Here is an 18,399-nt window from a genome sequence, read left to right as displayed (position 1 = left end):
GTCACGTGTCGCGACGTGCCCCGTCGGCCGGTGCGTCGATCGCGCCGGCGATGCGGTGCTCGACGGCATCGGTGGCCGCCGTCGGCAGCACGACGAGCCCACCGAGCTCCCGGGTGGCCCGCCGGTAGGCCGTCTGCCGCTCGGCGTACGTGGCCGACCCGTCCTCGGCCAACGCGAGGAACTTCTTGGCTCGCAGCAGCGCCTGCTGCTCGGTCACGGAGAAGTCCGAGGTCTGCCGGCGCCGTGCCTCCTGCTCGGCGACGTCGAACGCGGTCTCGTACCGGCGCACCGCCTGCCGGTACTCCTCGTGCAGCTCCGGGTCGGTCGGACCGCCGTCCTCGTCGGGTCGCAGCGCGTCGGCGTCCCGCCGGGCCTGGTGGAAGTCGACGGTCAGCGGTTCGCGCATGTCGGTCATCAGCGGGTGGTCGATGAGCTTGGCGATGTCGAGCTCGTAGTCGAGCCAGCGCCGGTCCACCGCGTCGTGCCGCGAGCGCGTGCGATCGAGCGTGCGCCGGGAGACGTCGTCCCGCTCCACCTCGGCGGCTCGCGCACCGTACTTGATCCGCGCGAGCTCGATCTTGTGCTTACGCCTGCGCTTGTCCCACGTGCTGACACCGCTGGCGATGCCCCCGACCGCGCCGCCGACGACCCCGCCCAGCGGGAACACCAGCCACCAGTAGTCGGCGACGAAGTCGAGGATGCCCACGGCTGAAGTGTAGGGAGTCCCACATTCCAGGCCTGTGGTGCCGACGCTGGGTCGGTCGACGACAGGCGACGCCGCCGGGGCTCCGGTGGCACGATGGGGCGATGGTACGCCACCTCGACATCCACCCGAAGGACCCGGAGCCCCGCAAGATCGCGCAGATCGTCGACGTCCTGCGCCAGGGCGGCCTGGTCGCCTACCCCACGGACTCCGGGTACGCGCTCGGCGCGACGCCCGGCAACAAGGAGGCGATCGAGCGGATCACCCAGATCCGGCGCCTCGACAAGAAGCATCACTTCACCCTCGTGTGCCACGACTTCGCGCAGCTCGGGTCGGTCGTCATCGTCGACAACTCCGACTTCCGGCTCATCAAGTCGCTCACGCCCGGGCCGTACACGTTCATCCTCACCGCCACCAAGGAGGTGCCGCGGATGATGGTGCACCCGAAGAAGCTGACCGTCGGCGTGCGCATCCCCGAGCACCCGGTCGCGCTCGCCCTGGTCCGCGAGCTGGGTGAGCCGATCCTGTCCTCCACCCTCATCCTGCCGGAGGCCGAGGAGCCGATGTCCGAGGGGTGGGTCGTCGCCGAGGAGATCGGCCACGCGCTCGACGCGATCGTCGACTCCGACGTCACCTCGACCGAGCCGACCACCGTCCTCGACCTCAGCGAGGGTGACGTGCGGGTCGCGCGGGTCGGCGCGGGGGACGTCAGCCGGTTCGAGTGAGCATGGACGAGTGAGCCGGGTCGCCGCCGGGCGGCGTCGGCCGTTTCGAGTGAGCCCGTAACCGGCCACCGGTCGGCCGTGCCGCCCGCCCCGAAATCCCGAGGCAGGCGGCGCCGGCCTGGCCTACGATCCTCCGCGTGCCACCCGCCATCCACGCCTCGAGGCTGCGCAAGACGTACGGGGACTTCGTCGCCGTCGACGACATCGACCTCGAGGTGGCGCCGGGGGAGAGCTTCGGACTCCTCGGCCCCAACGGCGCCGGCAAATCGACGACGATGCGCATGATCGGCGGCACCCTCGACCGCACGGGCGGCGAGCTGAGCGTGCTCGGCATGGACCCCGCGGCGCAGGGCCCCGAGGTCCGCGCGCACCTCGGCGTGATCCCGCAGCAGGACAACCTCGACGAGGAGCTCCGCGTCAAGGAGAACCTCGTCATGTACGGCCGGTACTTCGGCATGTCCCGCCGCGAGCTGACGGCCAGGGCCGACGAGCTGCTCGAGTTCGCCCAGCTCACCGACAAGGCGACCGCCAAGGTCCAGTCCCTGTCCGGCGGCATGAAGCGGCGCCTGACCATCGCGCGGGGCCTCGTCAACGACCCGCGGATCCTCCTGCTCGACGAGCCCACCACCGGCCTCGACCCGCAGGCGCGGCACATCCTGTGGGACCGCCTCTTCCGGCTCAAGGAGGGCGGGACGACCCTCGTGGTGACGACCCACTTCATGGACGAGGCCGAGCAGCTGTGCGACCGGCTCGTCGTCGTCGACCACGGTCGGATCATGGCCGAGGGCTCGCCGCGCGACCTCATCCGGCGCTACTCCACCCGCGAGGTCGTCGAGCTGCGGTTCGGCGCCGACCGCAACGCCGCCGTGGTCGACACCCTCGCCGACGTCGCCGACCGCACCGAGGTCCTCCCGGATCGCGTGCTGCTCTACGCGGACGACGGCGAGTCCCTGCTCGAGGAGGTCGCCCGCCGCGGCCTCACCCCGCTCACGTCGCTCGTGCGCCGCTCGTCGCTGGAGGACGTCTTCCTCCGGCTCACCGGCAGGAGCCTCGTTGACTGAGCGGGAGAGCAGCCCCACCTTCGACACCTCCGCTGCCCCCACCTCCGCGGGAGCGACCGAGCGGCACCTCGCGATGGCGGCGAGGGCCCGGCGGTGGGGCTGGTGGTACGAGGTCGAGGCCTGGTTCCGCGGCTTCCGCTCCTACGCGATCTCGGCGTTGATGTACGCCGTGGGGCAGCCGCTGCTCTACATGGTCGCCATGGGCATCGGGCTCGGCATGCTCGTCAGCCAGGGGGCCGGCACCGTCGACGGGGTCGACTACCTCACCTTCGTCGCGCCCGCGATCCTCGTCTCCACGGTCGTCATGTCGGTCACCGGCGAGATGACCTACCCGGTGATGGGCGGGTTCAAGTGGCAGCGGCTCTACTACGCGCCCGCGGCCACCGCGCTGAGCCCCGGTCAGATCGCGCACGGCCACTTCCTCGGGGTCATGCTGCGCTTCGCCGCCCAGTGCGTCGTCTTCTGGCTCATCATGCTCGCGTTCGGCGCGACCACGTCCCCCGCCTCGGTGCTCACCGTCCCTATCGGTGTGCTCGCGGCGGCCGCGTTCGGTGCCCCCGTCCAGGCCTACGCCTCGACGCTCGAGGACGAGGGCTTCCAGTTCTCCGCGATCCAGCGGTTCGTCGTCATGCCGATGTTCCTCTTCGCGGGGACGTTCTTCCCGCTCACGGTCATGCCGGTCTACCTCCAGTGGATCGGCTGGATCTCCCCGGTGTGGCACGGGAGCCAGCTCGCCCGCGTGGCCTCCTACGGGGCGGACGTCGCGCCGTGGCTCGTCGTCGTGCACGTGGTGTTCCTCCTCGCGTGCACCGTGGCCGGGCTGCTCTGGTCGCGGCGGTCCTACACGAGGCGGCTGAGCTCGTGAGCGCGCGGTCGGTGGTGCGGTCCCTGTGGGCCGGCAACGTGGGTGCGGTCCTCGAGCGCGGCTTCAAGGTGGTCCTTGCGCAGAACTGGATCATCGTCGTCTCGGGGTTCTTCGAGCCGGTGCTCTACCTGCTGGCCATGGGCATCGGCATGGGCGGGCTCGTCGGGGAGGTGAGCGGCCCCGGCGGGCGGACGGTCGAGTACGCCGCCTACATCGCGCCGGCGCTGCTCGCGACCTCGGCGATGAACGGCGCGATCTACGACTCGACCTTCAACGTCTTCTTCAAGCTCCGCTTCGCCAAGCTCTACCAGGCGATGCTGCAGACGAGCCTCGGCCCGCTCGACGTGGCCCTCGGCGAGATCCTCATGGCCCTGTTCCGCGGGTTCCTCTACGCGAGCGGCTTCCTCGGCGTCATGGCGATGATGGGCCTGGTCACCAGCTGGTGGGCCCTGCTCATGGTCCCGGCGGCCGTCCTCGTGGCGTTCGGCTTCGCCGCCGTCGGCATGGGGATCACGAGCTTCATGACGAGCTTCCAGCAGATGGACGTCATCGGGTTCGTCATGCTGCCGATGTTCCTGCTCTCGGCCACGCTCTACCCGATCGACGTCTACCCCGAGGCCGTGCAGTGGTTCGTCCAGGCGCTCCCGCTCTGGCACGGGGTCGAGCTCATGCGGCACCTGAGCGTCGGGCACGTCGACCTGGCCACGCTCGGGCACCTCGGGTACTACGTGGCGATGGTGGCCGCGGGGCTGTGGCTGACCACCGTGCGGCTGCGGAAGCTGTTCCTGCGCTGACGGCCTCCGCAGGTCCTGCTCGACGCGGCAGGCACCGTCGTCAGGGCCGCGGGTCCGCGGCGTCGTAGTCGAGGAAACGGCGCTGGACCGACACGAGCACGGTGAGCGCCACGACGCACGCCACCCCCGCGCCGACGAGCGCCCAGCCCTCGCCGGTCACCGTGGCGAGCGAGCCGAGGAGGAACTCGCCGAGCCTGGGCCCGCCGGCCACGACCACGATGAAGATCCCCTGGAGCCGCCCGCGCAGGTGGTCGGGGGTGGCCACCTGGAGGATCGTCGTGCGGAAGACCATCGCCATCGAGTCCGCCGAGCCGGACAGCGCGAGCGCCGCGCACACGAGCACGAGGGCCCACGTGGTGCCGAGCTGCCCGCCGACCAGCACGGCGACCCCGGCGAGCCCGACCGCGACGCCGTACGCGCCGACCGCCGCCACCGTCCCCACACCCTGGCGGCGCACGCGTCCCACGGGCCCGGAGAAGGTGAGGGCGAGCAGCGCCCCCGCGGCGATCGCGGCCGAGAGGACGCCGGTGGTCCCCTCGGTGCCGCCGAGCCAGACGATGGCGACCGCCGGCAGGAGCGCCCGCGGGTTGGCGAGCACCATGGCGCAGAAGTCGGTGAGGAACGTCATCCGGATGTTGGGGGCCGTGGCGAGGAACCGCACGCCGTCGGCGACGGACCGCAGCCCCGGCATCCGGGCGCGGACCCCGGCGACCGACCCCTGCGGCGGCACGGGCGGCAGCGTCCACATCCCCCACATCGCCACCGTGTACAGCAGGGCGTCCCCGAGGTAGGTCGCCGTGTACCCGACGTGCTCGACCATGAACCCGGCGAGCAGGGGGCCGACGAACATCGACCCGGACATGACGATCGCGTTGAGCGCGTTGGCCGCGGGCAGCTGCTCGGGCGGCAGGAGGCGCGGGTAGATGGACGAGCGCGCGGGGGAGACGATCGCGAACCCGGTCGAGTGCAGCGCGACGAGCGCGTAGAGCACCCACGGGTGCGTGTTGCCGAGCGCCGCCTGCGTGACGTTGAGCGCGCCGGTGACCCACAGGAGCACGCCACCGGCGAGCGCGACCTTCCGGCGGTCGAACACGTCGACGACGGCTCCCCCGTACAGGCCGACGACGACGATGGGCACGAGCGCGAACAGCCCGACGAGCCCGACCGACATCGAGGACCCGGTCTGCGCGTAGAGCTGGAGCGCGATCGCGGTCGTGGCGAGCTGGGCGCCGACGGCGGACGCGAGCTGGCCGATCCACAGGTGCCGGTAGGGGACCGACTCGCGCAGCGGGGTGAGGTCGACGAGGAGCCGCACCTCAGTGCTCGATCGAGAAGCGGGAGTACAGGCGGCGCAGCGGCGCGGGCGCCCACCAGTTCCAGCGGCCCAGCAGCGTCATCGTGGCGGGCACGAGCAGCATGCGCACGAGGGTCGCGTCGATGAGGACCGTGAGCGCGAGCCCGAGGCCGACCTGCTGGATCGCGTCGATCTCCCCGAGGGCGAAGCCGAGGAACACGGCGATGATGATCGCCGCCGCCGAGGTGATGATCCGGCCCGAGCGCTGCAGCCCCCGCTCGACGGCGAGGTCGTTGTCCCCGGTCGAGTCCCAGTACTCCTTGATCCGCGCAAGAAGGAAGACCTCGTAGTCCATCGCGAGGCCGAACCCGAACGCGACGATGATCGCCACCACGTAGGTCTCCAGCCCCGCGTGCGGCTCGCCCAGGCCGATGAGGCTCGACCCGGTCTCGCTGGTGAACAGCCAGCTCGTCAGCCCGAGCGACGCCGCGATCGACAGCAGGTTGATGAGCAGCGCCTTGAGCGGGATGAGGAGCGACCCGGTCATGAGGAAGAGCAGGACGAACACGGCCACGACGACGACGCCCGCCGTCAGCGGGAGCCCGTCGATCAGGGCGTCGGTGAAGTCGATCTGGGCGCCGGCGGTACCACCGGTGAACGTCTCGAAGCCGGGGTCGAGGGCACGGATCTCCTCGGTGACGGCCACGCCGGTGGCGTCCCCGGGGTCGTCGGTGGTCAGCTGCGTGGTGACGAGCGAGCGACCGTCCTCGAGCGGGCTCGGGGTTCCGACGGCCTCGACACCGTCGATCGCGCCGACCTGGTCGCTCCAGTCGCCGAGCTCCTCGGGGGAGGCGTCGGCGATCGTGTAGACGTCGGCGAACCCGAGCGCGGGGTAGTCCTCGGCGACCGTGCGCACGGCCTGCCCGGTGCTCGTGTCCGCGGGAACCATCTCGATCGTCGACGCGCGCAGCGTCATGCTGCCGAGCGGGACGACAGCGGCCGCGAGCAGCGCGACGACGCCGACGAGGATCGCCCACGGGTGGCGGTGGACGAACCGGGCGAGGCGGGCGAAGGCGCCGTCGTCGGAGCCCGTGTCGCCGAAGGCCCGGACGAGGACCCGCAGGCCAGGGACGCGGGCGAGCGCGGAGCCGCGGGCAAGGACGTGACCGACGAGCACGAGGATCGCCGGGACGAGCGTGACTGCAGCGACGACGGCGAGGAGCACGACGGCGACGGCGCCCGCCGAGATCGTCGTGAGGATGTCCGGCCGCATGAGGAGCAGGCCGGCCACGGAGATCGCCACGGTGACCGCCGAGAAGAACACGGTGCGGCCGGCGGTCTCGACGGTGGTCCTCACCGCGGCGAGCAGTCGCGGGTCGCGGCGGACCAGGGGGGAGCCGGGGCGGGTGTCGTCGTCGTGCGTGCCGCGGGTGTCGGGCGTCTCGACATGGGCGGCGCCGGGCTGTTCGTCGTCGTGCGTGATCCGTGCGACCTCCTCGCGGAACCGGGAGACGACGAGGAGTCCGTAGTCGATCGAGAGGCCGAGGCCGAGGACGGTGACGACGTTGAGGACGAACGACTGGATGTCCATCGTCCACGTGAGCGCGAGCAGGACGCCCATGCCGGTGACGATCGAGGCCAGCGCGCCGATGACGGGCAGCGCCGCGGCGAGGAAGCCGCCGAAGACGAGGACCATGATGAGCAGCGCGATCGGCAGCCCGATGGCCTCGCCCTTGACGAGGTCGGTCTGGATCTGGGCGTTGATCGCGTCGACGACGAGCTCGCCGGAGGTGAGGTGGGCCTCGGCGTCGTCTCCGAGGGGAGCGAGGTCGGTGGCCTCCATCGCCTCGACGACCTCGGAGTGAGTCGCCTCGAGGTCCGCGGCGGCGTCGATCGTGGCGGAGACCGCGACCCCGTCGCCGGCGGCGGAGACGAACGGCGCGGCCTGCTCGTCGGTGACGCCGCCGGGGAACGCGGCGGGGGAGACGGCCTGCGCGACGCCGTCGATCTCGCCGAGCTCGGAGGTGAGCGGGCCGAGGGTCTCCACGACGGCGGCCTGGACCTCCGGGTCGGCCACGTCGATGCCGGTGACCACCATCGTCACGGAGTCGGCGGCCGTGGAGGACTCGTCGAGGGCCCGGCTCGCGATCGTCGACTCCGAGCCCTCGATGATCGGCTCGTCGCCCGCGGCCATCCGGTCGAACAGCCCCTGGCCGCCGAGCCCCGTCAGCGCCCAGGCGCCGGTGACGAGGACGACGACCGCCCACACGGCGACGACGGTGCGGGGGAACGAGGTGACCAGTCGGCCGAGTGCGCGGAACACGTGGGACATGGTCCCACCGCGCAGCCCGACCGTCCGCCGCAATTCACTGGCCGAGAGTGCGGCTGAGCCGTCGCGTCCGCTTGTTCGTCGAGATTGCGGTTCGTCGTTGTCGAGATTGCGGTTGGGAGGGTGCGGGCGCCCACCAACCGCAATCTCGACGAGCACCGGGTGTCGGGGCGGCTCCGTAGGCTGGGGCGGTGGACCTGTTCACCTCCGCCTCGACCTCCGACGACGGCACGCCCGCCGCGTCGGCCGGCGCCCCGCTCGCCGTGCGGATGCGACCCGCGAGCGCGGACGAGGTCCTCGGGCAGGAGCACCTCCTGGCCCCCGGGCAGCCCCTGCGCCGCCTGCTCGAGCCCGCCGACGCCGCCGGCGCGCGACGCACGTCCCCGGCGTCGGTCGTGCTCTGGGGCCCGCCCGGCACCGGGAAGACGACGATCGCCTACCTCGTCGCCCGCGCGTCCGGCCGACGGTTCGTCGAGCTGTCCGCCGTCACGGCCGGCGTCAAGGACGTGCGCGCCGTCGTCGAGTCCGCCCGCCGCGACCTCGTGACCTCGGGCCGCGAGACCGTCCTGTTCGTCGACGAGGTGCACCGCTTCACCTCCACCCAGCAGGACGCACTGCTCCCGGCGGTGGAGAACCGGTGGATCACGCTCGTCGCCGCCACCACGGAGAACCCGAGCTTCTCCGTCCAGGCCCCGCTCCTGTCGCGCTCCCTCCTGCTCACCCTGCACCCGCTGGGGCCCGACGACGTCGCCGAGGTCGTGCGTCGAGCCCTCGCCGACGAGCGCGGGCTCGACGGCTCCCTCACCCTCGACGACGACGCGGCAGCCGTGCTCGTGCGACTCGCCGGGCCGGACGCCCGCAAGGCCCTCACGGTCCTCGAGGCCGCGGCCGCCGCCGCGGAGGACGCGGGGGACGAGCAGATCACCACCGCCCACGTCGAGGCCGCCGTCGACGTGGCGGCCGTGGTCTACGACCGCGACGGCGACCAGCACTACGACGTCATCTCCGCGTTCATCAAGTCGATGCGCGGGTCCGACGTCGACGCCGCGCTGCACTACCTCGCCCGGATGATCGCGGCGGGGGAGGACGCCCGGTTCATCGCGCGTCGCCTCATCGTGCACGCCTCCGAGGACGTCGGGATGGCGGACCCGACCGCGCTGCCCACGGCCGTGGCGGCGGCGCAGGCCGTCCAGCTCATCGGGATGCCCGAGGCGCGGATCCCGCTCGCGCAGGCGGTCATCCACATCGCCTCGGCGCCGAAGTCCAACGCCGCGATCGTCGGCATCGACGAGGCGCTGGCCGACGTGCGCAAGGGCCGCTCCGGCCAGGTGCCGCAGCACCTGCGCGACGCCCACTACGCCGGGGCCGAGGCGCTCGGTCACGGCGCCGGCTACCGGTACCCGCACGACGACCCGCGCGGCGTGCTCCGGCAGGACTACCTGCCCGACGATCTGGCGGGCACCACCTACTACCGGCCGACGACCCACGGCCACGAGCGGGAGATCACAGCCCGCCTGGCTGCCGTGCGCTCGATCCAGCGCGGGGACCGCTGATATCCTGCCCTGGTTGTCCTGCGCCCCTTCGGCGCAGGCGCTCCCGGGGTCCTGGCCACCGCCGGCTCGCAGCCGGCCAGAGTCGACCCCACGCCGACGGCGCAGCGCCGATCGGTCGTGACACGAGTAAGGAACACGCATGGCCCCCAGCCGTACCCGCCGTCAGGTGCGCCTCTCCCGCGCACTCGGCATCGCCCTGACCCCCAAGGCGCAGAAGTACTTCGACAAGCGCCCCTACGGCCCCGGTGAGCACGGCCGCGCCCGTCGCCGCCAGGACTCGGACTACTCCGTCCGTCTGAAGGAGAAGCAGCGCCTGCGCGCCCAGTACGGTATCCGCGAGGCCCAGATGGCCCGCGTCTTCGAGGAGGCGCGCCGCGAGCCGGGCATGACCGGTGAGTCGCTCGTCGAGCTGCTCGAGATGCGTCTCGACGCCCTCGTGCTGCGCTCGGGCTTCGCCCGCACCACCGCGCAGGCCCGCCAGGCGGTCGTCCACCGCCACATCCTCGTCGACGGCAAGATCGTCGACCGCCCCTCGTTCCGCGTGCAGCCCGGCTCGGTCATCCAGGTCAAGCCGCGCTCGCAGACGACGACGCCGTTCCAGGTCGCCGCCGCCGGCGGGCACCGCGACGTCCTCCCGGAGCTCCCGCCGTACCTCGACGTCCAGCTCGAGAAGCTGCGCGCCGAGCTCACGCGGCGCCCGGCCCGTCCCGAGGTCCCCGTGACCTGCGACGTGCAGCTCGTCGTCGAGTACTACTCGCGCTGATCCACCCCCACCGTGCGCCCCGGTCACCCTCGTGACCGGGGCGCCGGTGTCTCAGCCGGCCGCAGGATCAGCCGGAACGCCGATAGGTAACGTTCGCGTCTCGTCGCGATACCCTGCCCCGAGTCCGTCCGGGCCCCATCGCCCCCGACGGACCCACACCCCCCACTCCGGAGGCCAGATGCGTACCGCCGAGATCCACCGCCGGTGGAACGAGCACTTCGCCCGGCACGGCCACGAGGTCGTCCCGTCGGCGTCGCTCGTGTCGCCCGACCCCTCGCTGCTGTTCACGATCGCCGGGATGGTGCCCTTCATCCCGTACATCATCGGCACGGAGAAGGCACCCCACCCGCGCATGGCCTCGGTGCAGAAGTGCATCCGCACCAACGACATCGAGAACGTCGGCCGCACCACGCGGCACGGCACGTTCTTCCAGATGTGCGGCAACTTCAGCTTCGGCGACTACTTCAAGCAGGGCGCGATCGACCTGTCGTGGGAGTTCATCACCGACGCCGAGCGCGGCCTCGGCCTCGACGGCGACCGCATGTGGATCACGCTGTGGGACGAGGACTCCGAGTCCTACGACCACCTCGTCCGCGAGATCGGCCTCGACCCCGCCCACATCGTGCGTCTTCCGCGCGAGGAGAACTTCTGGGACACGGGCCAGCCCGGCCCCGCGGGCCCGTGCGGCGAGTGGCACTACGACAGGGGCCCGGAGTTCGGGCCCGAGGCCGAGGGCGGCACGGTCGACCCCGGCGGCGACCGCTACCTCGAGATCTGGAACCTCGTCTTCGACCAGTTCCTCCGGGGGCCCGGCCAGGGCAAGGACTACCCGCTGCTCGGCGAGCTCGAGAGCAAGTCGATCGACACCGGCGCCGGCCTCGAGCGCATGGCCTACCTGCTCCAGGGCAAGGACAACATCTACGAGACCGACCAGGTCCACCCGGTCATCGCTCGCACCGAGGAGCTGACGGGACGACGCTACGGCGCCGACGCCGAGGACGACGTGCGGCTGCGTCTCGTCGCCGACCACGTCCGCTCCTCCCTCATGCTCATCGGCGACGGCGTCCGCCCGGGCAACGACGGCCGCGGCTACGTCCTGCGCCGCCTCATCCGCCGTGCCGTGCGCTCGGTGCGCCTGCTGGGCGTCGAGGAGGCCGTGCTGCCCGAGCTCCTCCCCGTCTCCCGCGACGCGATGGCGGAGACGTACCCCGAGCTGGGGACGGACTTCGCGCGGATCTCCGACATCGCCTACGGCGAGGAGGACGCGTTCCTGCGCACCCTGACCGCGGGGACGACGATCCTCGACACCGCGGTGACGAAGGCCAAGGAGCAGGGCGGCCCGACCGCCGCCCGCCTGTCCGGGGCCGACGCCTTCGCGCTGCACGACACGTACGGGTTCCCCATCGACCTCACCCTCGAGATGGCCGCCGAGCAGGGCGTGTCCGTCGACGAGGAGGGCTTCCGCACGCTCATGGGCGAGCAGCGCCAGCGCGCGCGCGCCGACGCGATGGCGAAGAAGTCGGGCCACGTCGACACGAGCGTCTACAACGAGATCCTCAGCCGCCTCGGCGGTCCGGTGGACTTCCTCGGGTACCACGACGCCGAGGCGGAGGGCCGGGTCGTCGGCCTGCTCGTCGACGGGATCCCGGCCCCGACGGCGAACGCCCCCGCCGACGTCGAGCTCGTCCTCGACCGCACCCCCTTCTGGGCGGAGCAGGGCGGCCAGCTCGCCGACCAGGGCGAGATCCGCCTCGTCGGCGGCGGGGTGATCGACGTCGCTGACGTCCAGCAGCCCGTCAAGGGCCTGTCCGTCCACCGCGGCACGCTCACCGAGGGCACCGTGACCCTCGACGAGGGCGTGCACGCGGCGATCGACACCGAGCGGCGCCGCCACATCGCCCGCGCCCACACGGCGACCCACATGATCCACAAGTCGCTGCACGAGCACCTCGGTGAGCAGGCGACCCAGGCCGGGTCCGAGAACTCGCCCTCACGCGTGCGGTTCGACTTCCGCCACGGTGCGGCGGTCGACGCCGGTGTCCTCGGGGACATCGAGGGCCGCGTCAACGAGCGCCTCACCGAGGACCTCGACGTCACCGACGAGACGATGAGCCTCGACGACGCCCGCGCCGCGGGAGCGATCGCCCTGTTCGGCGAGAAGTACGGGGACCGCGTCCGCGTGGTCTCGATCGGCGGCGACTGGTCGAAGGAGCTGTGCGCCGGCACCCACGTGGATCGCACCGGCAACCTCGGCCTCGTCACCGTGCTGGGGGAGTCGTCGATCGGCTCGGGCGTGCGTCGCGTCGACGCACTCGTCGGCGCCGGCGCCTACCAGAACCAGGCACGCGAGAAGGCGATCGTCTCCCAGCTCGGCCAGCTCGTCGGGTCCCGCCCGGACGAGCTCGTCGACCGCATCGGCTCGCTCATGACGAAGCTCAAGGGCGCCGAGAAGCAGCTGGCGAGCCTGCAGCAGGCCGAGCTCCTGCGCCGGGGCGGCGACCTGCTCGACGCGGGCGAGGATCTCGGGGGCGTCACCCTCGTCTCCGCGGACCTCGGTGCCGTCTCCGGCGCCGACGACCTGCGCACGCTCGCCCTCGACGTCCGCGGCCGGGCCGGCGAGTCGCGCCCGCTCGTCGTCGCGCTCGTCGGCACCGCGAACGACCGGCCCCTCGTCGTCGTCGCCACCAACGCGGCCGCGCGCGAGGCCGGCGCCCGTGCCGGGCAGCTCGTCCGGACCGCGTCCGGCGAGCTCGGCGGCGGTGGCGGAGGCAAGGACGACGTCGCACAGGGCGGCGGGACGGACGCCTCGGCGGTCCCGGCCGCGCTCGCGGCGGTCCGCACGGCCGTGGCGGGCGCATGACCCTGCGCCGCGGCGTCCGGATCGGCGTCGACGTGGGCACCGTCCGCGTCGGCGTCTCCCGGTGCGACCCCGACGGCGTGCTCGCCAGCCCCGTGGCGACGCTCGCCCGGGACGCCGGCGGCGCCGACCAGCGCGAGATCGCGCGCCTCGTGGCCGAGACCGGCGCCATCGAGGTCGTCGTCGGCCTGCCGCGCAGCCTCGACGGCAAGGTCCGTGCCTCGGCGCGCGCGGCGACCGACTACGCCGCCACGCTCGCCGGGATCATCGTGGCCGGAACCGGAACCGGAACCGGAACCGGAACCGCAACCGCAACCGGAACCGGTACCGCGGACGGAACGCCGACCGCTACCACGTCATCGACCGGCGCCGCGACCGACGGCGTGGCGGTCCGCCTCGTCGACGAGCGCCTGACCAGCACCTCGGCGCACCGCGCGATGCACGCGAGCGGCCGCCCCGGGCGGCGCCACCGCGAGGTCGTCGACCAGGTCGCGGCGGTGCTCATCCTCGAGTCCGCACTCGACGTCGAGCGCGCGACCGGTCGTCCCCCCGGGCGCCCGGTCACCCCCCGAGCGCCCAAGGAGACCCCCGCATGAGCGACCTGTTCGACGAGGTGGCCGACGCCCCGGAGCCCGAGGAGCCCCGCACCTCGCGGCGCGCGGTCCGCGCCCAGGAGGAGGCCCGGCGGCGACGCCGGAACCGCCGCACCCGGACCGGGATCGTCGTCGTCCTCACGCTGGGCCTGCTCGCCGCCGTCGCGTGGTTCGCCCTTCCCCAGGTGCGCGAGACGCTCGGCTTCCGCCCCGACACCAGCGCCGAGGACTACCCGGGGCCCGGGAGCGGCGAGACCGACGTGACGATCCCGATCGGCGCCTCCGGATCCGAGATCGCCAGCACGCTCGTCGAGGCCGGCGTCGTGGCATCCGAGCGGGCGTTCACCGACGCCTACGCGAACGACCCGACGGCGGCCGGCATCCAGCCCGGCACCTACACGCTGATGGAGGAGATGCGCGCGGAGGACGCCGTGGCCGCGCTGCTCGACCCGGCCAGCCGCAACGAGATCACCATGACGATCCCCGAGGGGTTCACGCGCACCCAGGTGATGGAGCGCATCGCCGCCAACCTCGAGGTCGAGGTCGAGGAGGTCGCGTCCGCTCTCGAGGACCCGGCCGCGATCGGCCTGCCCGAGGTCGCCGAGGGCGAGGTCGAGGGCTGGTTCGGCCCCGCGACCTACGCGTTCGAGCCGGACGCGACCGCGGAGGACGTCCTCGCCGAGATGGTCTCCTACCAGGTCGCCCGGCTCGAGGAGCTCGGCGTACCGGAGGACGAGTGGCAGTCCGTGCTCACGCGGGCGTCGATCGTCGAGCGCGAGGTCAACATCGACGAGTACATGCCGCAGGTGGCCACGGTCATCCAGAACCGGCTCGACGACACGACCGAGACCCACGGGATGCTCGGGATGGACTCCACCGTGCTCTACGGGCTCGGCCGCTCGGGCGGCATCCCCACGAGGGACGAGACGGAGAACCCGGACAACCGGTACAACACCTACGTCCACCCGGGTCTGCCGCCGACCCCGATCGGCTCGCCGGGCGAGACGGCGATCGACGCCGTCCTCAACCCTGCCCCGGGCGACTGGCTCTACTTCGTCACGATCAACCTCGACACGGGGGAGACCCTGTTCGCCGAGACGCTCGAGGAGCAGAACGAGAACGTCCAGCTGCTGCGCGAGTGGCAGGCAGAGAACCCGTCGTCGTGACCGCGGGGGAGGTCCTCGTCGGCCAGGACGTGCACGCGGCCGGCGTGCGGCACCGGGCCGCGGTCGTCGGGTCCCCGGTGGCGCACTCGCTCTCGCCCACGCTCCACCGGGCCGCGTACCGGAGCCTCGGGCTGACCGACTGGGCCTACGGGGTCCAGGACGTCACGGTCGACCAGCTGCCCGCGGTCATGGGCGGGCTCGACGAGACCTGGGCCGGGCTCTCGGTGACGATGCCGCTCAAGCTCGCGGCCGCCGCGGCGGTCGACGTCAAGGACTCGGTCGCGAGCCTCCTCGGCGTCGTCAACACCCTCGTGGTCCAGCCCGGTGGCCTGATCGTCGGCGCGAACACCGACGTCGCGGGGATCACCGGGGCGCTGGCCGACGCCGGGGTCACCCGGGTGGACGGCCCGGTCGTCATCCTCGGCGCCCGCGCCACGGCGTCCTCGGCGGTGGCCGCCCTGGGCAGCATCGGGGCCCGCGAGCTCACCCTGCTCGCCCGCAACGTCGGCGGCCCGGGCTCGGCGCTGCCGGTGGCGCACCGTGCCGGGCTCGCGGCCCAGCACGTCCGGCTCACCGACGAGGACGGGGTCCGACGCGCGCTCGCGGGCGCCGCCGTCGTCGTGTCGACGCTGCCCCGAGGGGTCGCCGACCCGGTCGCCGAGCTCGTCCCCGACCTTCGTCCCGACGCCGTCCTCCTCGACGTCGTCTACGACCCGACGCCCACCCCGCTCGCCGCCGCCTGGGCCGCCGCCGGCGGCCGCGTCGCCGAGGGCTGGGGAATGCTCCTGCACCAGGCCGTCGACCAGGTCAGACTGTGGACCGGGCGACAGCCGGACGTCGCCGTCATGCGGTCGGCGTTGCTCGACCAGCTGGCGGTGCGTGCGACGGGGGTCGCGATCCCGGACTCCCCGCCGGTCCTGCCGCCCGCGGTCTGACAACCAGGCCCCGGCGCACCCCGCCTGGGGTCGACCTCGGTCACCGTGGCCGGGGGACGATGTCGGTCGGGACGACCGGGTGCGGCTCCCGTCGTCCGGCCGTCGGCGAACCGGCACGACAGGGTCGACAGAGGTGACAGGGGGCGGGATGGACGAGGCAGGACGCACCGCGGGCGACGCGGGACGTACCGACGACACGACGACCCCGCACCCCCGTCCGCGCCCGCGCGCCACCGCGTTCGGCGCCGTCGGGCCGGTGTCCGTCGTCGTCGCGGCGATCGTCGCCCTCGCCGTCGTCTCCGCCCTGCTCACCGCGGGTCCCGGGACGGGCCCGTTCGGCGGCGGTCCGGAAGGCAGCTCGGGCACGGGGCACGACGACGCCGGGACCGTGTCAGCGGGCATCGCACGCGCCGGGTGGGCCCTCGCCGGCGGGTGGCTCGCAGGCGTGGGGGTCCTCCTCGCCGTCACCGACCACCGCACGCACCGGCTGCCGGACAAGCTCCTCATCGGTGGCGGGGCCGTCGCGCTCCCGCTCCTCGTGGCGGCCGCCCTCCTCGCCGGCGAGCCCGGCGCCCTGCTGCGCGCCGCCGCCGGCGCCCTCGTGCCGGCGGGCGTCCTCTACGCGGTCGCGCTCGTCACGCCCGGCGGGGTGGGGCTCGGCGACGTCAAGCTGCTCCTGCTCACCGGCGCGTGGCTCGGGTTCCTCTCGGTCCCGGCGGCCACGGTCGGTCCCGTGCTGGGGATCGTCGTCGGGGGCCTCGTCTCGATCGTCGCGGTCGTGGCGCGACGGGCGACGCTCCGCTCCCACGTGCCCCTCGGTCCGGCGCTCCTCGTCGGCGCGGCCGTGGCCACGTGGCTCGATCTGGCGGGTGCCCTCACGCTCGCACCGGCCTGACGCTCGGGTCGGCCTCGGTCGCACGGCCCCGACGACGAACGACGTCCCGCGCGGTCACGGAACGTCGTTCGTCGTCGGGCGGTGATCCTGCGTCAGTCCTTCGTCTGCCCGTACCCGGACAGGCCGGACCCGGCCTCGTCGAGGAGCTCGCGGCTGAGCACCTTGATGCGGGGCGAGTCGGCACCGGCGGCGGCCATCGCACGCAGCTGGACCTCGCACACGTACTCGAGGTACGGCAGCAGGCTGAACGCCTTCGCCAGGTTCGGTCCGATCGTCAGCGCGCCGTGGTTGGCCATGAGCGCCCCGGACCGGCCCTCGAGGGCCGCCGCCACGTTCTCCGCGAGCGCGTCGGACCCGAAGGTCGCGTACGGCGCCACGCGCAGCGGACCGCCGAACATCGACGAGTAGTAGTGCGTGGCCGGCACCTCGTCGACCACGACGCTCAGCGCGGTCGACGCCGGCGCGTGGTTGTGCGTGATCGCCCCGGCGTCCGTGGCCGCGTACACGGCGAGGTGGAGGGGGAGCTCGCTCGACGGAGCCCAGCGCGCGTCGATCGGCGCACCCGTGAGGTCGTGGATGCCGACGTCACCGGGCTCGACGTCCTCGTAGGCCATGCCGGACGGCGAGATCGCCACCTGGTCGCCGACCCGGACCGAGACGTTGCCGGCCGTGCCGACCACGAGTCCCTGGCGTTGCATCTCCTGGCACACGCGCACCACCTCGGCGCGCTCCTTCTCGAGCAGCATTCCGTGCTCGTCCTCTCTGTCGTCGTGCGTGATCGGGTCTCTCGGTGGGGGAGCGGGCGCGCTCAGGGCTGGAGGATGTACTTCGACCCGCGCCCGGCGGCCATGTCCTCGAGGGAGTCCACGAGCGCCTCGAGCGGGCGGACCTCGGTGCACAGGCTCATGCCGTCGAACCGGCCCGTCGCCAGGAGGTCGACCGCGATCTGCACGAACCGCGGCTGGTGGTGGTAGACGCCCTTGAGCGTGTACTCCTTGTAGTGCATGTCCGAGCTGTTGACCGAGAACGGCGCGTTCTTCGGGGTCCCGCCGAACAGGACGGCGGTGCCGCCGGGCCGGAGCCCGAGCACGGTCTGCTCCCACACGTTCGGCAGGCCGACGGCCTCGATGGCGACGTCGGCGCCGCGCCCGCCCGGGGTGAAGGGGCGCACGGCGGCCGCGCACTCCTCGGGCGTCTCGAGCCCGGTGAGGTCGACGACGTGCGCGGCCCCGGCGGCGCGCGCCTGCTCGAGGCGTCCGGCCGAGCGGTCGGCGACGACGACGGTCGCACCGCGCAGCTGGGCGAGCGTGAGGAACATCTGGCCGATCGGCCCGGCGCCGTTGATGACGACCGTGTCGCCGAGCGCGATGCCGGACTCGTGCATGCCGTGGACGACCGTCGAGAGGGGCTCGAGCGGGGCGGCGGCCTCGAACGCGAGCGAGTCGGGGATGACGTAGGTGTTGCGCTCGACGATCGCCCTCGGCACGACGATCTGCTCGGCGAACGCGCCGTTGAGGTACTGGAGGTTCTCGCACAGCGACTCGCGGCCGATCGTGCAGGCCCAGCAGCTGCCGCAGGGGGCGGTGTTCGCCGCGACGACCCGCTGGCCGACCTCGAAGTCGCTCACGCCGTCGCCCACCTCGGTGACGACGCCCGCGAACTCGTGGCCGAACCGGGCCGGGAGCGTGGGGAAGAGGGTCGGGTGCCCGCGGCGGTAGGACTTGAGGTCGGTGCCGCACGTGGCGGCCGCCTTGATCTCGACGGCGATCTCGCCGGGACCGGGACGCTCGGGCTCGATCTCCTCGAGCCTCAGGTCGCCGGGTCCGTGGAACATGTAGGCGCGCATGGGCTGGTCCTTCCTCGGTG

Annotated in this window: 16 protein-coding genes; 11 read left to right on the top strand and 5 right to left on the bottom strand. The window is 73.0% G+C overall.

The window, feature by feature from the left end:
• Position 1: 1 nt before the first annotated feature.
• Entirely contained in the window at positions 2-706 is a 705-nt protein-coding gene (locus tag ACPYO6_RS06465; RefSeq protein ID WP_425714080.1) for a hypothetical protein, read from the bottom strand.
• A gap of 101 nt (positions 707-807) precedes the next feature.
• Between ACPYO6_RS06465 and ACPYO6_RS06460 the strand changes: the two genes are divergently transcribed.
• From ACPYO6_RS06460 to ACPYO6_RS06445, 4 genes are all read left to right on the top strand, one after another.
• On the top strand, positions 808-1,428 hold the full coding sequence (locus ACPYO6_RS06460; RefSeq protein WP_425714079.1) for an L-threonylcarbamoyladenylate synthase: 621 nt from the start codon (positions 808-810) through the stop codon (positions 1,426-1,428).
• Positions 1,429-1,565: 137 nt separating this feature from the next.
• Positions 1,566-2,489, top strand: coding sequence for an ABC transporter ATP-binding protein (locus ACPYO6_RS06455; protein ID WP_425714078.1), 924 nt, complete (start codon positions 1,566-1,568; stop codon positions 2,487-2,489).
• Positions 2,482-3,354: an ABC transporter permease gene (locus ACPYO6_RS06450; RefSeq protein WP_425714077.1), complete on the top strand. Its 873-nt coding sequence runs from the start codon at positions 2,482-2,484 to the stop codon at positions 3,352-3,354. Before ACPYO6_RS06455 ends, ACPYO6_RS06450 begins: the two co-directional genes overlap by 8 nt.
• Complete coding sequence (locus tag ACPYO6_RS06445) at positions 3,351-4,148, top strand: ABC transporter permease (RefSeq protein ID WP_425714076.1); 798 nt, start codon at positions 3,351-3,353, stop codon at positions 4,146-4,148. Before ACPYO6_RS06450 ends, ACPYO6_RS06445 begins: the two co-directional genes overlap by 4 nt.
• 40 nt (positions 4,149-4,188) lie before the next feature.
• On the opposite strand, the gene ACPYO6_RS06440 is transcribed toward ACPYO6_RS06445, so the two are convergent.
• Both ACPYO6_RS06440 and ACPYO6_RS06435 read right to left on the bottom strand, forming a co-directional pair.
• Positions 4,189-5,463: an MFS transporter gene (locus ACPYO6_RS06440; protein WP_425714075.1), complete on the bottom strand. Its 1,275-nt coding sequence runs from the start codon at positions 5,461-5,463 to the stop codon at positions 4,189-4,191.
• Between the two features lies 1 nt (position 5,464).
• A complete protein-coding gene (locus ACPYO6_RS06435) occupies positions 5,465-7,774 on the bottom strand; it encodes an MMPL family transporter (RefSeq protein ID WP_425714074.1) in 2,310 nt (769 codons plus the stop codon).
• A gap of 188 nt (positions 7,775-7,962) precedes the next feature.
• Between ACPYO6_RS06435 and ACPYO6_RS06430 the strand changes: the two genes are divergently transcribed.
• From ACPYO6_RS06430 to ACPYO6_RS06400, 7 genes are all read left to right on the top strand, one after another.
• Positions 7,963-9,324 (top strand): replication-associated recombination protein A, encoded by a 1,362-nt coding sequence (locus ACPYO6_RS06430; protein WP_425714073.1) that lies wholly within the window; start codon positions 7,963-7,965, stop codon positions 9,322-9,324.
• A gap of 139 nt (positions 9,325-9,463) precedes the next feature.
• Positions 9,464-10,087: a 30S ribosomal protein S4 gene (gene rpsD / locus ACPYO6_RS06425; RefSeq protein ID WP_425714072.1), complete on the top strand. Its 624-nt coding sequence runs from the start codon at positions 9,464-9,466 to the stop codon at positions 10,085-10,087.
• 178 nt (positions 10,088-10,265) lie between these two features.
• Entirely contained in the window at positions 10,266-12,947 is a 2,682-nt protein-coding gene (gene alaS / locus ACPYO6_RS06420; RefSeq protein ID WP_425714071.1) for an alanine--tRNA ligase, read from the top strand.
• Positions 12,944-13,540 carry a Holliday junction resolvase RuvX gene (gene ruvX, locus ACPYO6_RS06415; RefSeq protein ID WP_425714070.1) on the top strand — a complete coding sequence of 199 codons (597 nt, stop codon included), beginning with the start codon at positions 12,944-12,946 and terminating at the stop codon, positions 13,538-13,540. The genes alaS and ruvX overlap by 4 nt, the downstream gene beginning before the upstream one ends.
• Positions 13,537-14,703, top strand: a complete 1,167-nt coding sequence (mltG, locus tag ACPYO6_RS06410; protein ID WP_425714069.1) for an endolytic transglycosylase MltG — start codon at positions 13,537-13,539, stop codon at positions 14,701-14,703. The genes ruvX and mltG overlap by 4 nt, the downstream gene beginning before the upstream one ends.
• Complete coding sequence (locus tag ACPYO6_RS06405; RefSeq protein WP_425714068.1) at positions 14,700-15,638, top strand: shikimate dehydrogenase; 939 nt, start codon at positions 14,700-14,702, stop codon at positions 15,636-15,638. Before mltG ends, ACPYO6_RS06405 begins: the two co-directional genes overlap by 4 nt.
• Positions 15,639-15,786: 148 nt before the next feature.
• The gene (locus ACPYO6_RS06400) at positions 15,787-16,533 is read left to right on the top strand and encodes a prepilin peptidase (protein WP_425714067.1); all 747 of its coding nucleotides are present in this window, start codon (positions 15,787-15,789) and stop codon (positions 16,531-16,533) included.
• A gap of 92 nt (positions 16,534-16,625) precedes the next feature.
• Here the strand turns inward: ACPYO6_RS06400 and ACPYO6_RS06395 are convergent, their stop codons facing one another.
• Both ACPYO6_RS06395 and ACPYO6_RS06390 read right to left on the bottom strand, forming a co-directional pair.
• Positions 16,626-17,279 carry a class II aldolase/adducin family protein gene (locus ACPYO6_RS06395; RefSeq protein ID WP_425714066.1) on the bottom strand — a complete coding sequence of 218 codons (654 nt, stop codon included), beginning with the start codon at positions 17,277-17,279 and terminating at the stop codon, positions 16,626-16,628.
• A gap of 62 nt (positions 17,280-17,341) precedes the next feature.
• Positions 17,342-18,379, bottom strand: coding sequence for a zinc-dependent alcohol dehydrogenase (locus ACPYO6_RS06390; protein WP_425714065.1), 1,038 nt, complete (start codon positions 18,377-18,379; stop codon positions 17,342-17,344).
• Positions 18,380-18,399: the final 20 nt, after the last annotated feature.

Origin of the sequence: Georgenia sp. Z1344 (genome assembly GCF_049856295.1) — a bacterium.
Taxonomy (GTDB): Bacteria; Actinomycetota; Actinomycetes; order Actinomycetales; family Actinomycetaceae; genus JB111.
This window is presented reverse-complemented; position numbering and strand designations above follow the sequence as displayed.